Genomic DNA, 20,096 nt, shown 5'->3' on the forward strand with positions numbered 1-20,096 from the left:
CATAGAATTAGAATAGGCTTGTTTTTTTTCTTGGAAGGATTAACTAGATTAAGGATATATTTATGGATTTACTAATTGGTTGTAATTAAACGATTGTTTTTATATAGCTACACTTATTCTTAAATAAGACCAGCTATTTCTTGAGCCTATACATTTGTTTTTAATTGAGTTAATTTTGCATTTCTAAAATGATATTGCAACGGTAAAAATGATTTTAAGATTGATACTAAGAAGAATGCTAAGTCTAAATAAAAAAAAGTATCTATTGAGAGAGATGTATTGAAGTATTTAAAACAACTGTTTTTATACAAAAGGTTAAAAATGGAGTTGTTGTTGCTACTCGCTTGTTACTTTTTAATCATAAAGTTTCTTCTTTTATTAAAAAAATCTTTATTTTTAAGAGAAAAAAGTGACACTACTTTAAAATCTTTTTTATGCAAAAATAAATATTATTATTTTTTTTTAACATGTTCTTATGAGATATAATAATGTGTTGTAAAAAAGCTACTTAAAGTGATTTTATGATTTTGATTAAGAAGAATACATATCGATTAATTGTAAAATATAGTTTCTCAGTTATACTATTTTATTGTAGTGTTTCTGGTTATACACAAACTAGTTTAAATGAGTTTTTTAAAAACTATAGAACCACAGATCGTGTTGGTGCTTTTTTTGTAAAATTTAGAAAATCGAATAATTTTGACTCTATTGTTTTTTATACAGAAAAAGCCATTAAAGGTTTTAATGAAGATACCCACCATTTTATAAAATTTAGTGTTTATTATAAGTTGGGGTGTGCTTTGTTAAGAAAACAAGATTATTTTAATGCAAGTATAGCTATAGATTCTAGTATACAAATAGGTATTGCACACAATTTACGCAAACAATTGGTTGAAGCTTATAGAGTAAAAGGTGTTATTGCAAATTATAAAAATTTGTATGATGAAGCTATTGACAATTATAAAATAGCTTTAAGCTATGCAGATGCTATAGCAGATAAAATTTCTTTAAATACCAATTTATCTTCACTATACATAGATGTAGGTAAAACAAAGCTGGCGTTAGAATTCATAGATGAGTTTATTGATTACAATGCTAAAAATCCAGGAGTGTTAGATAGTCATACTTTAGTATATAATTATTTAAAAAAAAATAACTTTAAAAAGGCTTCTCTACAAGCACAAAAGTATATTCAATTTTTAAAAAAAGGAAAAGAGAATCTTAAAGAAGCAGCCTATATTAAATATGGTAAAAAATATCAAGCAGAAAAAAAAACACATGAATATGAGCTTTTAAAAAAAGAGAATATAATTAAAGATTTAGAAATTAAAAAACAAACAACCCGTTGTAACTATTTAATTTTTTTTTATTTATTTGGTCTTATTTTTGTAATTTTTACATACAACCGTTTTCGATTAAAAAGAAATGTAGCCAATTCTTTAGCTAAACAGAATGAAATTCTTAAAAAGAAAAAAGTAATACTAGAAAAAAGCAACGCCAATAAACAAAAACTTTTTAGTATCATATCCCATGATTTGATAGGCCCTTTTAATGCTGTTTTAGGTTATACAAAGTTACTAGATGAGGATTATGAAAATTTTACAGAGAAAGAACGCAAAAAATTTATACATATTATTAATACCTATGCTAACAAAAATTATATTTTAACTAGATCTTTGCTAGATTGGGCAAAAGTACAGCAAGATAGGTTGAAGGTACGTAAATCTAAATTAAATTTTGAAGAGGTTATAGCTAGTACTATAGCCTCATACCAATTGTTGGCAGATAAAAAAAACATTAACGTTAGGGTTATAATAGGTGATAAGGTTGTTGTTGAAGCTGATAGGATTATGATGCAGACTGTTATCGGAAATTTATTTATAAACGCCATAAAATTTAGCCACATAAATGGGACAATAATTTTTAAACTATATAAAAATAATGAAGGTAAAGAAACTCTTGAAATAAGAGACAATGGTATTGGAATGAATCAAGAAGAATTAAAGACTTTGTTTGATTTAGAGAAAGTAAATATAAAAAAAGGCACTAATAATGAACGGGGTAATGGAATTGGGCTTGTTATGGCTAAAGAATTAATAGAACTTCAAAATGGAACACTGCAAATACTTAGTGAAAAAGGGAAGGGATCTATAGCTATAATAACCATTTAGTTTTAATTTGTTTTTTTCTATTGTTTTGCAGTAGTATTTTTATTGCTAATATATAAGTTATAATAGATTTTAAAAAAAAGTTAGCATTGCAAAACCTGAATAATGTTAACTTTTATTGATTGAATTGCTTTTTGTGTACTTACATTGAAAAAAAGAATACACTTATTCTAAATTTAAAGCAATTATTTATTTGTGAATTGAAGAGTGAGTTTGTTACTTTACCTTTGAAAGGGTGATAGATTACCACTAATTTTGTTCACAAGGAATAATTTATACTATCTTCTTAAAAGTATAATGCAGTTTTTATTTATTTCGGGGGTTATCAAATACTACTGTATTCCTTGTGATATTTTTAAAATATAAATTATTTTTTAGGCTTTGGACATTCCCCTATCATCAATATTTTTTATTGATGAGATGATTCAAAGCCTTTTATTTATATATACTAAAATGATTTTAACATTTGTTTCAAGGAAAATTTTGTTTGATAAACAAACTTGGTTGGAGTGGAGAGAAAAACGAATTTAAATGATTTCTTCTATCATAGAAAGAAAACTTTAAATTGTCTTGACAAAAGGTGAAGTTTTGCAGCTTCTTGGTTTTGAATTTAACGATATTTACTCCAATAGATGGAGCTATTACATTGGAGAAAAAAGATATTTTTTTCTTCTAAACAATTTCTCTATACTTACTTTGATAGCTTTGGAAAAGTTTATAAAACAAAAAAAAAAAAAGTATTATTAATTTTTTCTAATGGTATACATTGGTAGTTTTGAAATAAGGTTTTTGTTATTTAGAACTGTTTTATAGGTATATTTCTGATACTACTTGATTCTTAAAAAAATATTTAATAAATCTTGCCTTCTTTTTGCTATAGGTATCTTTTTACCATTTTTTAACTCGCAATAATTGGTACCATTTGTTTTGTGAATGTTGGTGACCATATTTATGTTTACTAAATACCGATGATGAACTCTGAAAAACACTTTAGGATCTAGTATTTTTTGATACTCTCCTAAATTTCTACTGGCAATTTTTTCTTTGTTTTCTTCTAAATGAAAAATGGTATACTTGCCGTCTGCTTCTAAATACAAGATTGTATCTACTATTATTAATTCTATTTTGTTTAAATAAGGGATTCCAATTTTTGCAGGGTAATCTACTTTCTTAATAATAGCATTTTGATTTGTACTTTTCTGTACTGCTGTTTTTTTGTTTTCTAAGTTGAATATGGCTTTGTTTATTACCTTTTTAAGGTCATTGATATTAATGGGCTTTACTATAAAGCCTGTAACATTGTAATTGACTGCTTTTACCCCAAATTCTTGGTGTGAACTAATGAAAATGATTTCTCCTTCTATTTTACCAATACTGTCTATAAAACTAAAAATAGTGTCATTTCCTAAATCAATATCTAACAATAATAATTCTGGCATTGTTTTGGTAAACGCTTTAATACCATCGTTTATGTTGGTAGCCTGAGCAACCCTATTGATCACTGGAAAATATTTCTTTAAATATATATTTAAAAGATTAATACTTTCGATGTCATCGTCTATAATTAGTGCTTTGTATTTACCCACAAAAAATATTTATAAGAGTTAGAAAATGTTTAAAAAATGATAAGATGACAATTTAAAAGCGATGATAAAATAGCTTTTAAATTGGCACTTAATTTAAATATAAAAATAGAGAAAAAAACATAAAAAAACCTCACTTATACTTGTATTTATATACTTATTTATTAAGAGTTAACAAATTCGTGATTAATGCTCACTTTTGTTTAAAAAGTGAGCTAAAATAAATAAATAAAAGTGTTTCTAATTTTTTTGATGAAATTATCTATCTGTTTATATTAAATAATACTTCATAATATGATATGCCCTAATTGTAAAGGAAAATCGAGTTTGCAAACAAGGATTAGAAGAACTAATTTTTTAAAACTTTTTGTTTTTAGTAAGGCTTATAAATGTTATGGATGTGAAACTAAGTATTTTATATGGTTGAATATTAAAGTACCTTATTATATTAAAAAACTAAGAAGATAACAGGCCGTATAAAAATGTCTGATATTTTTTATTGATTATTATATTATGGCTTTCTACGTTAAAAATTTAGGGTATTTAAAAAAAAGGAAAAAAGTATTAGTATCGGTTGATATTAAAGAGTTTGATTTGTTATTATTAAATAAAAATGATAGTCTGAATTTTTCATTTAATAACAGTAAAAAAAATAGTAGCATCTCTGTAGAAAATTACACAAAAGAAATTGTAATCACCAATAATGGATTTTGGCAAATAGCAATACGAAGTACTGTTGCCATTAAATGTTTAAAAATTGATTGAGTGTTAAAAGAAATTATTGTTTGTAAATTGGGATTTGTATAAGGAAATAACTCTACAGGGAAAGTGAGGATTTTAAGGAAATAAGGGTTTTTAGTTTTATTTTGGATGTTATAACCTTAATTTCCTTAAAATTCTTTACCTCCTTATTTATCTTTTAAGTTATGTGTGTAAGCGTTTTGTTTGTCTCTATGAATTATTCCTGATTTTACAAAAGATGTGATATAGCCTTCTGCCGTTTTATTAGGAATGCCTAATTTGTTTGCTTTTTCTAGATATTCTTTTCTTGTAAATGTTTTATTGAGAGTTTCTAGAAATCTTTCTTTTCTATTCATTCTTTTTTGCGTTTTTGGTTCTAGTGGTAAATCGTTAAAAATTTTACTGCTGTGTTTTACAATTACTGTAATTATTGATAGCGCATTTTTAAAATCTTCATCTTCACAAAGTCTTACCGTATTTACATCACCATCTTCCATAATGCGAAATGCTGTAAAAATCATCATTATTCTAAATGCAATTAAACCTAGTCTTCTTATGGTTGCAATGTATTCTTCTGGTTGTACGTTTAGGTATTTGGTTTGTAGGGATTCAAAAAAGGTATTGAATTGGTCTTGCTGTGTTGTAGAAAGTTGAATTTCAATTTCTGTATTGTTCTTTAACGTTTTATATAATTCTAAAAATTGAAGCCCTAGATTGTTATAATAATCGTCTAAATTTATTTTGTTACTATTATTGAAAACGTTTTTCCAAATAGGTTTTATGTTCATATAGTAAAACATAAATCTACTAAACAATCCGTTTTCGGCATTAGGAATTAATGTTGCAACTTGTTTTGGAGTACCAGATAAAATTGTTGATAAACAAGGTTTTTCTATATCTACATATTCACTATCAGTTCTTCTGTAGTAACTAATTGTTTCGTGATGAAAGGCTTTTCTGAAACCATCAGAATAATTACCATAATCGCTTTTAAAGGCTTGTGCTAAAGTATCTCCCTCGGTTTCAAAAATTAAACCTTTACCATCATTATCAGCTATTAGTTGATACACACCTGTTACGCTATTGTTAGCAGGGATAAATAACATTTGTTGAGGAGGTTTAGCAGGTTTTTCTATTTTTTCGTTTTTCCCTTTATGCAAATTGTATATATTCATTTCTGAATCGTATTGTTGCTTTAAAACTTTTGCTTGCTCTCTTTTTAATTTGTGAACAGGATTTACTAAGTTTTTGATTTTATTTAGTCTTCCTTTACCTGCAGAAGCGGGAGCAGTAACAAATAAATACAAGTTGCTATACACTTTGTTTTGGTCGTAAATGCCAAATAATTTGGGTAAACATGCACTAAAGGCTGTAACCGCACCTAATAATAAAATATCTTTTTCTTCTGCACTAGATGCAGGTTTTACTACTAGTTTTAAAAACTCTGGAATTGATTGATATACATTCTCTGAAAATGTTGGTAATGTATCTTTAATGATTTCATTTTGTGTTGAATTATCTGTTTCATTCACAGTTGTAAATCCGTTGCTTACGTGTTGCTCTGATATTCTGATTCCAGCTTGATGTATGTGGTGGTACAAAGTAGCTATCGTAATTCCGTGTCCTTTTGAGTTGATACATTTGGAATATTGTTCATCGCAATCTTTATAATTATAACTAGAATGAAATTTACTTAGTCTGTGAAAATATTCTCTACCCGATTCTCCATATTCATCAGCAATTGCAAAACCAATATTTCTCCAGTTGGCATAGTTTGTAGTAATATCTATTTTATTTTTTTCAATTTCATTTATATAGGATTCTAATTTGTTGGTAGTAGGTTTAACAACCCTTGTTGCTGTTTTGCTGCTAGTTGTTGCTAACTTCTTAATAGGTTTATTTAACCATTCTTTAGGTTGGAACTTTTTATTCATACTATTTGATGTCTTTTATTTATAAAAGCAGTAGGATCATAAGATAAAAAACAAGCTCTGGAAACGTCTTTACCTGATTGGTCTACTTCTATATTATAGGTGAAACTTAAATAATTGGCAACTGCCTTAAAATATTCTGAATGCGTTATCTCAGAAATATCTATTTTAATAATCCATTTTAAACCTTTACCAGAAGGAGAGGTAAATAATAGTTCAGTATCAAAATAATCATCATTTAATAAAAGTTTTTTTAGTTCAATGATATTTTCTAAATGATCGAAATCTAAGGTTAACAAATTTGAATGTTTGATTAATTCTTTGTCATTTCTTTTCTTAAAGATTCCTGAAAAAGTTACATAGTCGAAATTGTTTGCTTTGAACTTTCGAGCTTCTTTTGTGTTGGTTATTTTTCTGTAATTTTCTGTAACGCTTTTATATTTATAGCTTGTGATTAAGCTATGTATTTGATGAAGCCATAAAGTATTAGTAGGAAAAACATTTCTAATTGGAGCTTTGAAAAAGCTACATTTTGCTATCCAAGTATTTTCTGCAATGTGCAAGAAATTATCTTTTTCTTCTTTAGGTTTCGATTTTAAGTTTAAATGTAAGGCTTCATTTATTTTTATAAGTAGCTGCTTAGAATTGTTTGCCTTAAAATGCAATTGTGCAAAATTGAAAACATCTCCTTTAAAATTATTTAATTCGGTATCTACGTGAACAGCCCTATTATTTACAATCTTAATTTTTAAAGTTTCTTTATCTTTATTAAAGGGGTTCTTGGTTAATTTACAGTTCCTTCCTACTAAGGAAAGAACTGTTTGATTAGAATAATACTGTTTTAATACATAAGCATAAATATTGATGCCATAATGTGATTTGTTGAGTATTGCAGCTTTACTTAATTCCATCTTTTCTAAAATTATGGTTGTAGTAATTGTCTTGCAGAATTTGTTCTATATCCGATACTTTATAGTAAAATTTACCTTGAATTTTACTATAAGGTATTGTGCCATTTGTTCTTAAAGTTTGTAATGTTCTTTTACTTATGTGTAAGGTTTGCATTACCTCTTGATTGTCTAACCAATTATCTTTAAGCCTTTCAACTTTTTGATATTTGATTAATTTTATACGAGCTTTAATGTCTTTTATATCTTGTGACATTGCGAGTATTAAATCGATTATTTCAGTCATAACTTTATTTTTCCTTTAGAGATTAAAAAATTAGCTGCTTGTTGTTCGATTTCGTCTTTCGATTCAATTTTATTACGTAATAACCATTGGTCTAATTCTGGTCTATTGAAATAGATTTTTTTACCATTTGGTTTGTAATGGGGAATTGCTCCTGTACTGGTTAATTTGTATAAGTGAGATTGAGATAACTCTAAATACTTACACGTTTCGTTAAAATTTAATACTTTTTTTTGCATTGTTTGATGCTCTACTATGAGTTTTTCAATGCTGTTTAATTTTTCGATAATATTTGTGTCCATCTTTAAATTGATTTAAAATAAATTAGGACATTTGGCCAAATGTCATTCTTGGTTTTCAAGAACGATACAAAGGTTTAAAAAGAAAGATTTATAAAGTGTGAGAGTTTTAGGTGCGTGTGAGATAACAATGAGATTTCTAATAAATCTCATTGTTTTTTATTGTATTTGTTTGAAGATATTGTCTATGCTTTCTTTTTTTAACGGATTGTTATTTTTAGAATATAGATTTTGAGCAGTTAAAGGTTTTCCTGATTTGGTATAAAATAGACCTGTAGCTTCTATTATTGTAGGGTTTAAGTTTTTAAAATGTCTTTTTAATTTATTTACGACGTACTTAAATTCAGTTGTTTTACAATCTAAATATATTTTCTTTTCAATTTGATTAAAATTGTGAGTCAATAATAATTTATGTAAATCTTCTACATCTGTTGAAGTGTCTAGTAAGTCAATGGTAAACTGTAACCTTTTTAGAATTTTTAAAAGCCAATTTTTATCTTCTTTTAAATAACCGAATGAAACTTTTTTATTTAATTTCTTGGTAGTTTTTGTATTTGAGTTTGATTTTACTCTATTTGAAGTTGTGAGGTAGTTTTTAATAATATCATATTCATTTAATACTTCATTAAAAAAATATTTATAAATTTCCTTAATTGTAAGTATGTTTTCATCACCATATTTAGCAAATCGTTCTTGTAATTCTAAATACAATAAGATCATATTTGCTTTTAAATATTGAATTATAAATGTGTCTTCATTTTGTATAGTATCTCTATCATAATTATACTTTTTGATATAATTGTTTATATCTATTAAATTTTGTTTGAATTGATTAAAGATTATTTGATAATTGAAAATATGTTCGTGTTCTATTGTATTTTCAGGAAAGCTATCAATTAATTTATTAAACTTATTGCAAGTTTCATTATCGATAAGCTTTTTGTAATATTTTCGTTTATCACCAAAATCTTTTTCAGAAAAATTTATTGTAAATAGAGGCGGGGTTTTATATGCAATATTATTTTTTAATTTATTATTTAGTTCTTTATAATCGCGTTCGTTTTTTGTGTCTTTATGGATTCCCTTTGTTATTGAAATTAAGGAAGCGTAAATATCTTTTATCATTATAGATTTAAATTTATTTTGTTAGCAGCTTCTCTTTTTTTGTCATCAATAACTTTGGCATAAATTTGAGTTGTTCTTAGTTCTTTATGACCTAGTAATTTTGAAACGGTATATATATCTGTACCTAAAGTTAATTGTAGGGTAGCGTAAGTGTGACGAGCGCAATGGAATGTAATTGTTTTTTTAATTCCTGCTTTCATCATCCATTGTTGTAGTTTTAAATTTGACCAAGCATTATATTTTAGATCTTTAAATATTATATCTTCTTTATTCTTTTCATCACCTAATAAATTTCTTGCTTGTTCTGAAATAGGTAGGGTTTCTACTCCTTTAGTTTTCTTTTGTGTGAATCTTATATAATATCCCATTTCTTTAGAATATTGCATTTCTGACCATTTTAATTTTACAATATCTGACCATCTTAAACCTGTTAAGCAAGAAAATATAAAAGCTGTTTTTAAAATAGGAATTTCGCATTCTGTTTTTACTGCTGCTTGTAATTCATCTAAAGTTAGAAATTCACGTTGAGGTTCTCCTTGTTTAAAATGCTTTACATTTTGTCCAGGATTCACTTTTAGAATATTGTCTTTAACGGCTTGTTTAAGTGCTGCCATAAATTTACCAAAATAAGAATGTTTTGAGTTTTGAGAAAGTTTTTTACCTGCTCTACCAATGGCCTCTTTATCTAAATAGTTTCTGAAATTCTCAACAAACGTTTTATCAACATCTTTAAAGCTAATGTCATTTGGACAAAATTTATCAAGGTGTTTTAGCATGCTATTCCAGTTTCCAAAGTTTCCAATGCTATTGTTTTTGGTTTCTGCTAATGTTTTTACATAACTTTTAAAACTTCCTTTTAACTTTTCGATATCTTGAAATCCATAAATGTCATTTTGCATTTCTATTTGTCTTTGGGCACAAATAGTTTGAGCTAACTGTTTAGTTTTTTTATTAAGATCTCTTTCTGTTTGATTTTTGGGACAAGGATTTAGGTAAAGTCTGAGATATTCTGTTTTCCTTTTTCCTTTATGATAGTAGTCTAAATATAGACTAATATTTTTATTTTTCTTTCTTTGTCTTAACGTTACTTTCATAACTTATTCATTAAAAAGGTTTTCTATTTGTTTCTTAGATAATATTCTTTTTCTACCAAAAGGGACAGCTTTTAATCGTCCATTTTGAACCATTCTTTGTATGGTCCATCTGCTAACGCCAATAAGTTGAGATACTTCTGTAATACTTAAGTATTCTTTATTTGTATTAAGAACTGTATTCGTATTATTGTTAGTTTTATTTATTCTTTCAGTTTCAGAAATAGCAGCATTTATTTTTTCTTCTCTTTTTCTTAATTTCCATGCTTTTTTAGCACAAGAATTACTACAGTATTTTGTGACCGTTGTTCTTGCAGTAAAAGGTTTGTTGCACTGCTGACAATTTTTTAAAAGATATATGTTACTACTCATACATATGGTGCGTTAAGTAGCCTTATGGGGCAATAGGTAGCATTATGGTGCATAATATTTCCTGTAAAAATTTATTTATCTATTTGGGCAACAAATAATGAAATAAGGCAACGATTATACAACGAATTTAATCAAAAAAGAGTTAATAAGCAACAAATAAAGGAAGGTGTTTTTAGTTAAGTTAAAGAAAAACAGTTAGTTACGTAATAAAAGAAAGGTGGTTATTTTCCAATACAATATGTAATATTGCTATATTTTAAAGGGATTTCCGCAGTTTAGGTGTACTAAAGCTGTACACTTTATCTTTCTTTTGGCTGTTGTTTAGTGGATAAATGTACAACTATTTTTTAAGTGATTATATTTAGCTACATTTTCTTACTAATAAAACTACTTTAGAGTAATTTCGTTATTTGTGTTTTATAAAATTATACAATTTTGTTTAATTGTGTATGAGTAAAAGTCTGATTTTGATTTTTTTTGAATAAATTACAATGAGGAATTATTTACTATTTGAATCCTTTATTCTGCATAAATAATAATATAATTATGAGGCTTTTATTTTTATAGGTGCTTTTAATTTAGCTTTTTTAAAACCCTCTATTTACTATAATTTATCAATATAGATTTAATTTTATTCCGTTAGTGGTAGAGGGTTTTATATTTTTTTATGATAATATAAAGTGATTATTTTACTTCCTATTTACTAAAGCATCATATATAACATACCTCAAATACTCTTTAGCGTCAATTTCTAAACCATCTAATAACATCAACTTATTAAATGATTCCAGAAGTTGAGTAGTGTTTTTAATATCTTTTAAAAGAACTTTTTTCAAATCCTCTTTAGATTTTTTGATTGACTCTGTATTTGAATTTTCTATTTTAGACCTTACTAAATGTATAATTTGATTATGCTCCTTAATACTTGCTACAGATTTAATCTCCTCACATAAACTTTCAAATATGTCTTTCGATTTAACGAATTTTTCTAAACTTTCGAATGCAAGGTCTGGGCCTGTTCCGTGAGAAATTGATAAAACCTTATTTTTTATATCTTTTGGCTTTATGAATAGTCGCTCAGTTTTATCATTTGCTGTTTTAAAATTAATACTACATATAGTTGAGAAACGTAGAGCTTCTCTTTTAATCTCATCATTTGAAACTAAAAGCATATTTTGAAGATGACCAACACCTTTTAATTCTTTCATTTCCGACGTTCTAAAGTAAAGTCTTAAATATGATTCATTATACTCAGAAAATGAAAGGTAATATTCTACTCCAGATGCTTGCTTTTCATAATGCAATTTTAATAACGCAATTACGAAAGTTAAATTATTGTCATAATTAAAATAACGATCCTCTGATATTATCGCTCTTAAAAAGAATTTATTATCCTCAACACTATGAAGCAATCGATAACGCTTGACATAGTCTTCTTTTGATTTTAATAACTCCAAGTTTTGATTGAGAATATCTCTATGCCCTCTATTAATTAGTTGTCTGGCATATTTATCCATATCAAAAAGATTTGTAAAAAAATCTCTTTCCCCTGAATGAATCGGTAAAGCAGCTAATTCGTTAATTTCAATATTATTAAAATACGTATTAGTCATAGTATTCAAAAACTCAATTTTGAACTCGTCATCATCGTAATTGAAGTAAATGTCATTGAGATTACTAAGTAAATCCACCTTTTTATATTTCTTAGATATTGAATTCAAAACGGCAAACATAGTCATTGAACCAGGAATTTCAATTAGAGTTTCATCATTCACATCTAATTTAAAATAATCAATAATATTTTGATAATATTCACTACTCTCTATCAAGGTTAAGAGCTTATTTATTTTTATACCGTTGTCATCTTCAAAATAATTTTTTTCTGACAACTCACTTTTTTTAAATTTATTCATTTTTAATTTTATTAAAACGACAGTCAATTAAACTGCCGTTTGATTCTACTTCTAATTTGATGAATTGAGGAATGACGAAATACCTGCCACAACAACAACTGCTGCAAATGTGAATGTCAAAAATTTAGCGACATCGCCATTAACGTCAACACAGTTATTCTTGTGACATATTTTTACTTTTCCGTTTGAGATTGATATATTACTTATAATTTAAAGTTTTAAATGATTAAACAATCCTCATTTTAGAGTAGAGGCTTCACTCTTTATTTTTTACCTGAACTATCTTTGCGATTACTCCTAATATGTTCTTTAACAATTATTGTTTTCCCGTTTACTTTTTTAGTATGTTCAGGTATTCTGTTAAATTTTTTACCATTTGAATCTTTAGCCATAATAAAGTGTATTATATGTTGTACGTTTGTTTCGTCAAAGAAACGTTAAAAATTTTGTTCGACCAAAGAAACATTTGTATATTTGCTGAAACGTTATTAACAGGTTATTCACAATGAGCTCATCTTTAGACACAAAAAAGTTTGCAGATATGATTAAATCTAAGCGTGGTAAGACAGGTCTTAGAACATTGGCAAACGAGATTGGTATAAGTGCTTCAACATTATCTCGTATTGAACAAGGTAATTTACCAGATATTGACACCTATTTAAAACTTTGCCAATGGTTAGAAGTATCTTCTGAATATTTTAATACAGGTGCAGTAGATACAAATTCACACACAGGCGTTGTTGCCCATTTGAGAGCAGACAAAACTCTACCACCCAATACCGCAGAAGCTCTTATACAAATGATAAATCTTGCTTATGCCTCTGCCAAAAAGTAAGAAAAAAAAATATTCATACGGTTTCAAAAAATGGTCTGACGATAAATCAATATCGATTAGACAGGAAATGAGTTTATATGCATCGCAACCCCTTTGCGCATTTAAATTATGTGATTATTTAAAGATTCCTATTCTTACACCTAAAGACATTCCTAATATTCCTGAAAGCATACTTACGGAATTATTGGAAACAGGACAACGAAATTGGTCTGCTGCTTCTATACCGATTAATGATAATGACAGTATCATTGTTCACAACCCAACCCATTCTGATGCTAGACAACAAAGTAATATTATGCACGAGCTTGCGCATATTATTTGTGGTCACAAAGTGGATAAAGGTATACTAGCAAATGGTCTATCTGGGTTTCTTAGAAATTATGATGAAGTACAAGAGAATGAAGCAGAATGGTTTGGTGCTTGTTTACAATTGCCTAGACCAGCATTACTTTATAGTCTTAAAAATAATTTAAGTGAAGACGATATCGCTTTAAAGTATAATGCTAGTATTGAAATGGTTAGATATAGAATTAATATAACTGCTGTTAAAAAACAGTTACACTATTCTAAAAAGAAATAAGTTTCATTAATTGAATAATTCTCACTTTTTAAGGAGTAATCATCTGTTATTCTTATAATACTTTCTGAATTTAAACTTTGTCTTTTTTACTTCTATTTAATCTCCGTTTTGATAATTTTTGCCATATTCCATCTGCTAATTCAATTTCAGAATCTGTTAAACCAAAATTTTCTTTTAGTATTTTTTCATTCGTGATTTTAAGTAATTCAGAAATATCTTTTTTCTCTCGAATCATCTTGTCAATGATTGGTAATAATTCAGCATTATTTTCATTGTATGGCAAAAGAATTCTTTCCACTTCATTAGGCATTAATTCTAAAACTCCACCTCCGTGACTTCTTCCACAAATTTCTGCAAAAGCAAATGAGAGAGAATTGTAATAACTTGCAGTTAATGCTTTAATTTCTATATTTTCTTTTATAGTTACTCTGTGCATTGTATCCGTTGTAAACGCTTTTGCTTCATTTATTATGAACTTTGGATACTTATTGTTTCTACGGATAAAAAGTGCATCTGAAATGCGTTGAGAAGGAACTATTTGCCATTCATCTCTAATTCTACATTTATAACCTTTATTAATTTCTTCTTCCTCTCCTAAAGAAATATAATTTCTTGCTCCAAGTGAACCATTTAAGTCTTTCATTTTGGGAAAAGATAGGAAATGAGTACGTGCTTCTGAATTTCTATTTTTTATCCAATCCTTTTTTGTGAATATAGCACTTGGAACTTGTACGCTTCTACCAACTAATGGCTTAGCATATTTCTCTAAATTATATTGTTCTACTGTTGAAAGAGGTACAGTAAAAAAAGGATTTGAACCAGTCGTAATACCGACTTCAACTTTTGCAAACTCACCTAATTTGGAGATTATTTTTTTTGACTGTAGACGCTCTAAAAAATCAATTTCTTTTTGATTTAGGAAATAGAATGTCCATTTATTTGATTTAAAATCAATTTTCTTCTTTGGGCTTTTAAGTTTTGATACATCTAATTTTTGTAATTCTTCTGCATCTTTTAATTCTAAATGCTCAATTAAATGTGTTTTAGTTTTATTTTTCTCACACAATAACAATACTACTTCTTGTTGAATATCAGGAAATACCAACTTCTCAAAAGATACAATGTTTATTTTATTGTAGAATTGCCCTAAAAACTCCCTTAAAGGTTGTGCATAAGAAACTTGTAGTATTTCAGCAGGAAGTACAAACCCTATTTTCCCCTGTTCTTTTAAGAGTAGGGAAGAGCCGACAACAAAAGAAACCCAAGCATTAGTAAGTTTAGAGTATTTTAAATTTGCTTTTTCAAATATTTCAGAAGCAAATTCCTGTTGTTCTCTGTCAAAGTATTGAAAACGAATATATGGAGGGTTTCCAATAATTAAATCAAATTTTTGTTTTGTGTTAATACAAAACTCGTGAAAGTCAGAATTGATAATATTACTTTTATCTAATCCTATTTTTCTAGATTTAATTGCTTCAATTTCATCAAATTCAATTGCAGTTACAAAATTGTATTCATAGTTTCCTTTTTGAATTTCTTCTAAAAAAACTCCATCTCCACAACTTGGTTCAAGAATATCTAATTCTTTATTGCCATTAAAAGCCCATTTTAGAATAAATGATGCAATAGGTTCAGGTGTATAAAAACCTCCCCTTAATTTTTCCTTAGATGCGTTTTTAATTAGTTGCATATATCTCTGAAATTAAAGGAATAAGACTATCACTTTCTCCTAGGTTATACAATATTTTTAATGTCTGTTCTAATTCTTTCTTTTGGATTTCAAATTGACGTTGTAAAGGAATCAACTTTCTGTTATTAGTCCTGTTTTTATCTATTTTTTCTTGAATATTAATGAGTTCCTCTTGAATAGTGGCAATTTTATCGTGTTTTAATTTTTCTTCTTTTGAGTTAAAATCAATAGTCTTAATAGGTAGTTTCTTTAAAACTTTAGTTCCTCTTGCAATATATCCACCTCTAAAAACTTCTCCTATTAGTGCAGAAAACCATTCTAAATATTTAGAATTTAAAAGTGCTTGAATGTAATAGATTGAATATGGGAAATTGTTAGGTAAAGTTATCATACAATAACCTGCTGTTCCACCTGATGAAATTAATGTTCCAAAATAGTCAATAGCATATTTATTACCTTTAGCCAAAACACCAACTATAATTTTGGCTGGAACATCACATTTCTCTAGACTTTGATGTCTTCCGTATCTATACCATTCGTTTTCTGTTTCTGGTGTTGGCTTTATATCTCTTTTTGAATTGTCTAATTTGTTTTTGTAATGATTTAGAAAAGCAAACAGATTTGGATAATTGGTTTCTAATTTATCAATTTCAACAAATTGAATTCCTTTTTTTGTTTTTAAATATGGATAAATTACAAAAGTATTTGGACTAAATGGTCGATAAGTATTTAAGTTATCTTCTCCATTTGAAGTTTTATAATATGGTCTTGTTAGTTCTTTTTCAACTTTCCAATCTATGTTGTCTTTTGAAAAATAATAATATTTTATGTCTTCTTTGGTTTTTGAATGGATGTAAATATTATTAGCACTTGTTTGAATTCCATTATATATATTGTCAGAACCAATTAAGTTTTCTAAAGTTTCTGATTGTTTACTTATACTATTATACGCAGATTTTAAAATATTTGGAACAAGAACCCAATCGTTTTTTTCTAATTCATCAAAACTAACAGAATCAAAATGGTCATCTTTAATTTTTCTAGTCTTCCAGTCTTTTAAAGAATCAACTTCTAAATAATTTATTTTTTTTTGTTTTTCATTTTTCAGAATAAGCAAACATGTATAAGTTGATTTATTATGAAAAACTTGATTTGCTCCGAACGAAATAATTTGTTCTACAGATTTTTTTGATGTAAGTAATTCTCTTAATTTCTTTCCTGCACCAACTTTCATAAATTTACTTGGTACAATATATCCAAAAAAGCCTTTTGGTTTTAATAAATTTAAACCTCTTTCAATAAACAGAAAGTATTTATCAAATTGTTTGTATGACGATTCGAAATGTTTCTTATACAAAGGCAATTCTAAAGGTGTAAATTGCTTCATATGTTCTGTTGCCATATAAGGAGGATTTCCCACAATTACGTCAAATGTTGTTTTTCCAAAATCAAAGGGATTTATCTCGTTTTGGTCTTTAGAAGTCGTTAAAGAATTTCCAATTAAACTATTTCCAAAATGCATATTTTGAAGGTTTGGTAATGCAGGTGTTGAAATGGTTGAATTATCTTCATTTTCAAGAAGCTTCAGAAGTAAACCAAATTTACAGGCTTGAACAGCATTATAATCTTTGTCAATTCCGTAAATGCAATTTTCTAAAATTTTCTTTTTAATCTCAAATGGAAGTTTGAAAGTTTTTATTGATGTTTGGATTAGTTTTTTAATGTCATTTTCCAAATAATAATCAACTAAAATATCTTGTATTAATTGATAAGATTCTAATAAAAAAGCACCTGAACCACAAGCAATATCTGCAAAAGAAGAACTTAAAATTTCCTTATCTGTTTTGTGTTTACAATGCTTTACAATTGTTTGACGTAAAATATCTTGTATTATAAAGGTTGGAGTTGTGACAATGTCTCTGTCAATATTTTCAGGCTTCTTTTTTATTGAAACCTGTGAATTCTTAATTATTAATTGTTCTCCAAGAAATATTTCATATATATTACCTAAAATATCTGAAGAGAAAACAGAAAATGAGTAACTACTTTCAGGGAAATATAGGTGCTCGATAATTGTCCAAAAAGCAGAACTGTTATTTGATATTATTTCATCAGTTAATGGATGATTGAATAAACCAGCATTATACTTTTTATCTGCTTTTTTAAACTGTTTAATTAATGAAGTGAAGTCATTTTTACCAACAAAGTTTAAAAGTGTTTTGTAGACTTCTAAATTCCTATCTTCACAAACTCGCAAAAATATAATACTATTTATGTAAGATTGAACAATGTCATTTAATTCTTCTGTTAATATTGCAGTTTTGTGAGAGTAAATTTCTTTACCAAGAATAATTCGCCATTCATTTATTTGAGAAAGGAAAAGACTATCTACACTTGATAGTTTAAGTTGCTCTTCAATGTCTTTCCAAGTTTCATCAAAATCTCCATTATAAACTACTTTGTGGCTTAATTGTGTTTTGATTTCTTCAAATGCAGATTCATAATCTGTATAATGATAAATGTTTATTCGAGAATTAGTTACAGAATCTTCTTTCTCAACTTTTTGAGAACAATCGTAGATTGCTAAATATTCAAAGTTTGATAAAACTGATATTTTAAGTTTTGCTGTAAAACCATATCTACGCACCTGCTTTGCAGGTTCGTTGTCTTTTTCAATTTTTACATTTGGTTTTTTTGCTTCTAAAAAGAATTTTCGTTCCGAAAAAAGTCTAAAAGTATAATCAGGCTTTTTTGTGTTTGCAGTTGCATCTGCCTTCAATCCTTCTTCAACTAAAACTTCACGTTCATTGGTTGGTTTTCCTTCTGAATTTTTAATATCCCAGCCTAAAAGTTCAAAAAATGGGTCTAAGAAATCTGTTCTGAGTTGCGTTTCGTTATAATTCGCTTTCAAGTAAGTCTCTCTATTGGAATGATATTTTTTAACAAGGTCTTTAATAGCCATAATTACTTTAGGTCAAATGAACCTTGTTTAAGATTCTTATTTTTTAAATATTGGATTTTTTCTTCTGCTACTTTCAGTATTTCGTTATGATTTTCTTCGTCGATAATCTGATAAGCTACTTTGTCGCTAAAAAGTATAAGTCCAAGAGTTTTTTCTTCAATTCCGAACAATTCTGCCAATATTGGAAGCATTTCTTTATTGGCATTTCTCTCTCCACGTTCAATTTTTCCTAATGTTGATGGGTCAATATCCAGTTTTGATGCAACTTTTCTTATCGGAAGATTTTGGTCTTCCCTTAATTTCCGCAAGTACTCTCCAAACGATAGTTTCGTGTTCATTTTTAGTGTTTCTCCTGAAAATAAATTCAGGACAATAATTGTCCAAATGTAAACAAAGTTTTAGTTATGGACTATTTGTATTTAAAAAATGTTGTTGTTGGTTATTTACTTTTAATTTTTCCGTTTTAAAAATGATTTGATTTTTCTCTTCATAGCAATGCTTAAAAAATCAGATTGTTTTTAAAATGAGCCTTAGCGGCAGGCGATAAGTAGAGTTTGTATATTTATATAAAAGTAAAAGTGTATAAAAATATAAAATTATTTTTCGCCTAAAACTAAATCTCTAAATTCTATTAGCTTTTGCTTTATTATATGGAATTTCAATTTTTCAACTGTACAATTAAGTCTTACGGCTGTAATATCTGCGGATAAAATATTAGCTCCATTTATTTTATACCATTTAGAGTTAGAACTTAAATCTTCTATTCCGTTAAGGATTAATTCCTCTTCAAATCCAGAAACATCTAATTCAACTACAAAGAAAAAATTATCAAATACTTTAAATCCTTCTGAATGATAAAAAGTGTTTTTTCTAATCATATTTTTTAGTAAACCAACAATAATATTATCGCTTTTTAGATACATATTTTCGCTCTTTTAAGTTGATATTAATTACAAAGTTTCCAACCATCATTGGTTTTTTTATACTTAACTTGTTTAAATACTTCTTTAGGATTCGACTTCTCGTGTGTCTCTTTAAAAAAAGGAGTTTCATTAATTCGGATAAACTTCAATTTTACATTTGCAATATTTTCTGCTGGTATTTCGTGAATTTCTTCTACACTCTCAAACGTGTATTCACATATTTTAAACTTTCCTGTTATTCTACCTTTAGCATCTTTTTTAGAGCTAATTAAAAGTTTTTCAGCTTTAGGTGTTAAGCTAATTTCATATCTTTCTTTCATCCCTAAAACACCTTTTACACGTTGCAGTTCGCCCATATTGTAAAGACCCTTCTCTTCTAGTTTTTTATACGATTCTAAAAAAACGGTATTTTTCTTTTTAAACCTATCCCATTGCTCTAAAACCCCATAAGAAGAAGTAGTTGTTTTTACAAGGTTTTTATTTCCTTGGCATTCAATAGCCATTGATTCGGCTTTACTAGTAGTTAGTTCATCTGAACTACAAGATATTAATAATGTAAAAAGTAAAATTGGTAGGATTGTTGTTTTGAATTTCATAAACTTATTGTTGATTAATTATATATGTTCTTTAATTTTTAGGCACAAAAAAACGTGGAACTGAATCTTATTGATATAGAGGTCTCGCCAGAAACC

General features: G+C 27.3%; 19 protein-coding genes. 4 read left to right on the forward strand and 15 right to left on the reverse strand.

The window, feature by feature from the left end; genetic code table 11:
* Positions 1-521: 521 nt before the first annotated feature.
* Complete coding sequence (locus MC378_RS03780; RefSeq protein WP_242177392.1) at positions 522-2,171, forward strand: ATP-binding protein; 1,650 nt, start codon at positions 522-524, stop codon at positions 2,169-2,171.
* A gap of 824 nt (positions 2,172-2,995) precedes the next feature.
* Here MC378_RS03780 and MC378_RS03785 read toward each other — a convergent pair.
* A complete protein-coding gene (locus MC378_RS03785; protein WP_242177393.1) occupies positions 2,996-3,754 on the reverse strand; it encodes a LytR/AlgR family response regulator transcription factor in 759 nt (252 codons plus the stop codon).
* Between the two features lie 510 nt (positions 3,755-4,264).
* Here MC378_RS03785 and MC378_RS03790 point away from each other — a divergent pair.
* Positions 4,265-4,516 carry a hypothetical protein gene (locus tag MC378_RS03790; protein ID WP_242177394.1) on the forward strand — a complete coding sequence of 84 codons (252 nt, stop codon included), beginning with the start codon at positions 4,265-4,267 and terminating at the stop codon, positions 4,514-4,516.
* Between the two features lie 143 nt (positions 4,517-4,659).
* Here MC378_RS03790 and MC378_RS03795 read toward each other — a convergent pair whose 3' ends face one another.
* The 9 genes from MC378_RS03795 to MC378_RS15355 form a co-directional block, all read right to left on the reverse strand.
* A complete protein-coding gene (locus tag MC378_RS03795; RefSeq protein WP_242177395.1) occupies positions 4,660-6,426 on the reverse strand; it encodes a DUF3987 domain-containing protein in 1,767 nt (588 codons plus the stop codon).
* Positions 6,423-7,334, reverse strand: coding sequence for a BT4734/BF3469 family protein (locus MC378_RS03800; RefSeq protein ID WP_242177396.1), 912 nt, complete (start codon positions 7,332-7,334; stop codon positions 6,423-6,425). The genes MC378_RS03795 and MC378_RS03800 overlap by 4 nt, the downstream gene beginning before the upstream one ends.
* The gene (locus tag MC378_RS03805) at positions 7,321-7,617 is read right to left on the reverse strand and encodes a helix-turn-helix domain-containing protein (protein WP_242177397.1); all 297 of its coding nucleotides are present in this window, start codon (positions 7,615-7,617) and stop codon (positions 7,321-7,323) included. Before MC378_RS03805 ends, MC378_RS03800 begins: the two co-directional genes overlap by 14 nt.
* Positions 7,614-7,916, reverse strand: a complete 303-nt coding sequence (locus tag MC378_RS03810) for a helix-turn-helix domain-containing protein (RefSeq protein WP_242177398.1) — start codon at positions 7,914-7,916, stop codon at positions 7,614-7,616. Before MC378_RS03810 ends, MC378_RS03805 begins: the two co-directional genes overlap by 4 nt.
* Before the next feature lie 156 nt (positions 7,917-8,072).
* A complete protein-coding gene (locus MC378_RS03815; protein WP_242177399.1) occupies positions 8,073-9,038 on the reverse strand; it encodes a DUF6617 family protein in 966 nt (321 codons plus the stop codon).
* Positions 9,038-10,132: a site-specific integrase gene (locus tag MC378_RS03820; RefSeq protein ID WP_242177400.1), complete on the reverse strand. Its 1,095-nt coding sequence runs from the start codon at positions 10,130-10,132 to the stop codon at positions 9,038-9,040. The genes MC378_RS03815 and MC378_RS03820 overlap by 1 nt, the downstream gene beginning before the upstream one ends.
* Before the next feature lie 3 nt (positions 10,133-10,135).
* A complete protein-coding gene (locus MC378_RS03825; protein WP_242177401.1) occupies positions 10,136-10,501 on the reverse strand; it encodes a helix-turn-helix domain-containing protein in 366 nt (121 codons plus the stop codon).
* A 689-nt stretch (positions 10,502-11,190) separates the two neighbouring features.
* Positions 11,191-12,414 carry a hypothetical protein gene (locus MC378_RS03830; RefSeq protein ID WP_242177402.1) on the reverse strand — a complete coding sequence of 408 codons (1,224 nt, stop codon included), beginning with the start codon at positions 12,412-12,414 and terminating at the stop codon, positions 11,191-11,193.
* A gap of 263 nt (positions 12,415-12,677) precedes the next feature.
* Positions 12,678-12,806, reverse strand: a complete 129-nt coding sequence (locus MC378_RS15355; protein ID WP_274704099.1) for a hypothetical protein — start codon at positions 12,804-12,806, stop codon at positions 12,678-12,680.
* Positions 12,807-12,919: 113 nt separating this feature from the next.
* On the opposite strand from MC378_RS15355, the gene MC378_RS03835 reads away from it, so the two are divergent.
* Both MC378_RS03835 and MC378_RS03840 read left to right on the forward strand, forming a co-directional pair.
* A complete protein-coding gene (locus MC378_RS03835; protein ID WP_242177403.1) occupies positions 12,920-13,249 on the forward strand; it encodes a helix-turn-helix domain-containing protein in 330 nt (109 codons plus the stop codon).
* Positions 13,230-13,829, forward strand: coding sequence for an ImmA/IrrE family metallo-endopeptidase (locus MC378_RS03840; protein WP_242177655.1), 600 nt, complete (start codon positions 13,230-13,232; stop codon positions 13,827-13,829). Before MC378_RS03835 ends, MC378_RS03840 begins: the two co-directional genes overlap by 20 nt.
* Before the next feature lie 70 nt (positions 13,830-13,899).
* On the opposite strand, the gene MC378_RS03845 is transcribed toward MC378_RS03840, so the two are convergent.
* The 5 genes from MC378_RS03845 to MC378_RS03865 form a co-directional block, all read right to left on the reverse strand.
* Complete coding sequence (locus MC378_RS03845) at positions 13,900-15,519, reverse strand: Eco57I restriction-modification methylase domain-containing protein (protein ID WP_242177404.1); 1,620 nt, start codon at positions 15,517-15,519, stop codon at positions 13,900-13,902.
* Positions 15,506-18,481, reverse strand: a complete 2,976-nt coding sequence (locus MC378_RS03850; protein ID WP_242177405.1) for an Eco57I restriction-modification methylase domain-containing protein — start codon at positions 18,479-18,481, stop codon at positions 15,506-15,508. The genes MC378_RS03845 and MC378_RS03850 overlap by 14 nt, the downstream gene beginning before the upstream one ends.
* Positions 18,482-18,483: 2 nt before the next feature.
* Complete coding sequence (locus MC378_RS03855; RefSeq protein ID WP_242177406.1) at positions 18,484-18,819, reverse strand: helix-turn-helix domain-containing protein; 336 nt, start codon at positions 18,817-18,819, stop codon at positions 18,484-18,486.
* 258 nt (positions 18,820-19,077) lie between these two features.
* Positions 19,078-19,404 carry a hypothetical protein gene (locus MC378_RS03860; RefSeq protein WP_242177407.1) on the reverse strand — a complete coding sequence of 109 codons (327 nt, stop codon included), beginning with the start codon at positions 19,402-19,404 and terminating at the stop codon, positions 19,078-19,080.
* 23 nt (positions 19,405-19,427) lie between these two features.
* Entirely contained in the window at positions 19,428-20,000 is a 573-nt protein-coding gene (locus MC378_RS03865) for a hypothetical protein (RefSeq protein ID WP_242177408.1), read from the reverse strand.
* Positions 20,001-20,096: the final 96 nt, after the last annotated feature.

It is taken from the genome of Polaribacter marinus, assembly GCF_022662535.1.
Taxonomy (GTDB): domain Bacteria; phylum Bacteroidota; class Bacteroidia; order Flavobacteriales; family Flavobacteriaceae; genus Polaribacter; species Polaribacter marinus.

Coding starts and splice junctions, on each gene's coding strand:
- MC378_RS03780 (WP_242177392.1), top strand. CDS start 522: ATGATTTTGATTAAGAAGAATACATATCGATTAATTGTAAAATATAGT.
- MC378_RS03790 (WP_242177394.1), top strand. CDS start 4,265: ATGGCTTTCTACGTTAAAAATTTAGGGTATTTAAAAAAAAGGAAAAAA.
- MC378_RS03795 (WP_242177395.1), bottom strand. CDS start 6,426: ATGAATAAAAAGTTCCAACCTAAAGAATGGTTAAATAAACCTATTAAG.
- MC378_RS03800 (WP_242177396.1), bottom strand. CDS start 7,334: ATGGAATTAAGTAAAGCTGCAATACTCAACAAATCACATTATGGCATC.
- MC378_RS03805 (WP_242177397.1), bottom strand. CDS start 7,617: ATGACTGAAATAATCGATTTAATACTCGCAATGTCACAAGATATAAAA.
- MC378_RS03810 (WP_242177398.1), bottom strand. CDS start 7,916: ATGGACACAAATATTATCGAAAAATTAAACAGCATTGAAAAACTCATA.
- MC378_RS03815 (WP_242177399.1), bottom strand. CDS start 9,038: ATGATAAAAGATATTTACGCTTCCTTAATTTCAATAACAAAGGGAATC.
- MC378_RS03820 (WP_242177400.1), bottom strand. CDS start 10,132: ATGAAAGTAACGTTAAGACAAAGAAAGAAAAATAAAAATATTAGTCTA.
- MC378_RS03825 (WP_242177401.1), bottom strand. CDS start 10,501: ATGAGTAGTAACATATATCTTTTAAAAAATTGTCAGCAGTGCAACAAA.
- MC378_RS03830 (WP_242177402.1), bottom strand. CDS start 12,414: ATGAATAAATTTAAAAAAAGTGAGTTGTCAGAAAAAAATTATTTTGAA.
- MC378_RS15355 (WP_274704099.1), bottom strand. CDS start 12,806: ATGGCTAAAGATTCAAATGGTAAAAAATTTAACAGAATACCTGAACAT.
- MC378_RS03835 (WP_242177403.1), top strand. CDS start 12,920: ATGAGCTCATCTTTAGACACAAAAAAGTTTGCAGATATGATTAAATCT.
- MC378_RS03840 (WP_242177655.1), top strand. CDS start 13,230: ATGCCTCTGCCAAAAAGTAAGAAAAAAAAATATTCATACGGTTTCAAA.
- MC378_RS03845 (WP_242177404.1), bottom strand. CDS start 15,519: ATGCAACTAATTAAAAACGCATCTAAGGAAAAATTAAGGGGAGGTTTT.
- MC378_RS03850 (WP_242177405.1), bottom strand. CDS start 18,481: ATGGCTATTAAAGACCTTGTTAAAAAATATCATTCCAATAGAGAGACT.
- MC378_RS03855 (WP_242177406.1), bottom strand. CDS start 18,819: ATGAACACGAAACTATCGTTTGGAGAGTACTTGCGGAAATTAAGGGAA.
- MC378_RS03860 (WP_242177407.1), bottom strand. CDS start 19,404: ATGTATCTAAAAAGCGATAATATTATTGTTGGTTTACTAAAAAATATG.
- MC378_RS03865 (WP_242177408.1), bottom strand. CDS start 20,000: ATGAAATTCAAAACAACAATCCTACCAATTTTACTTTTTACATTATTA.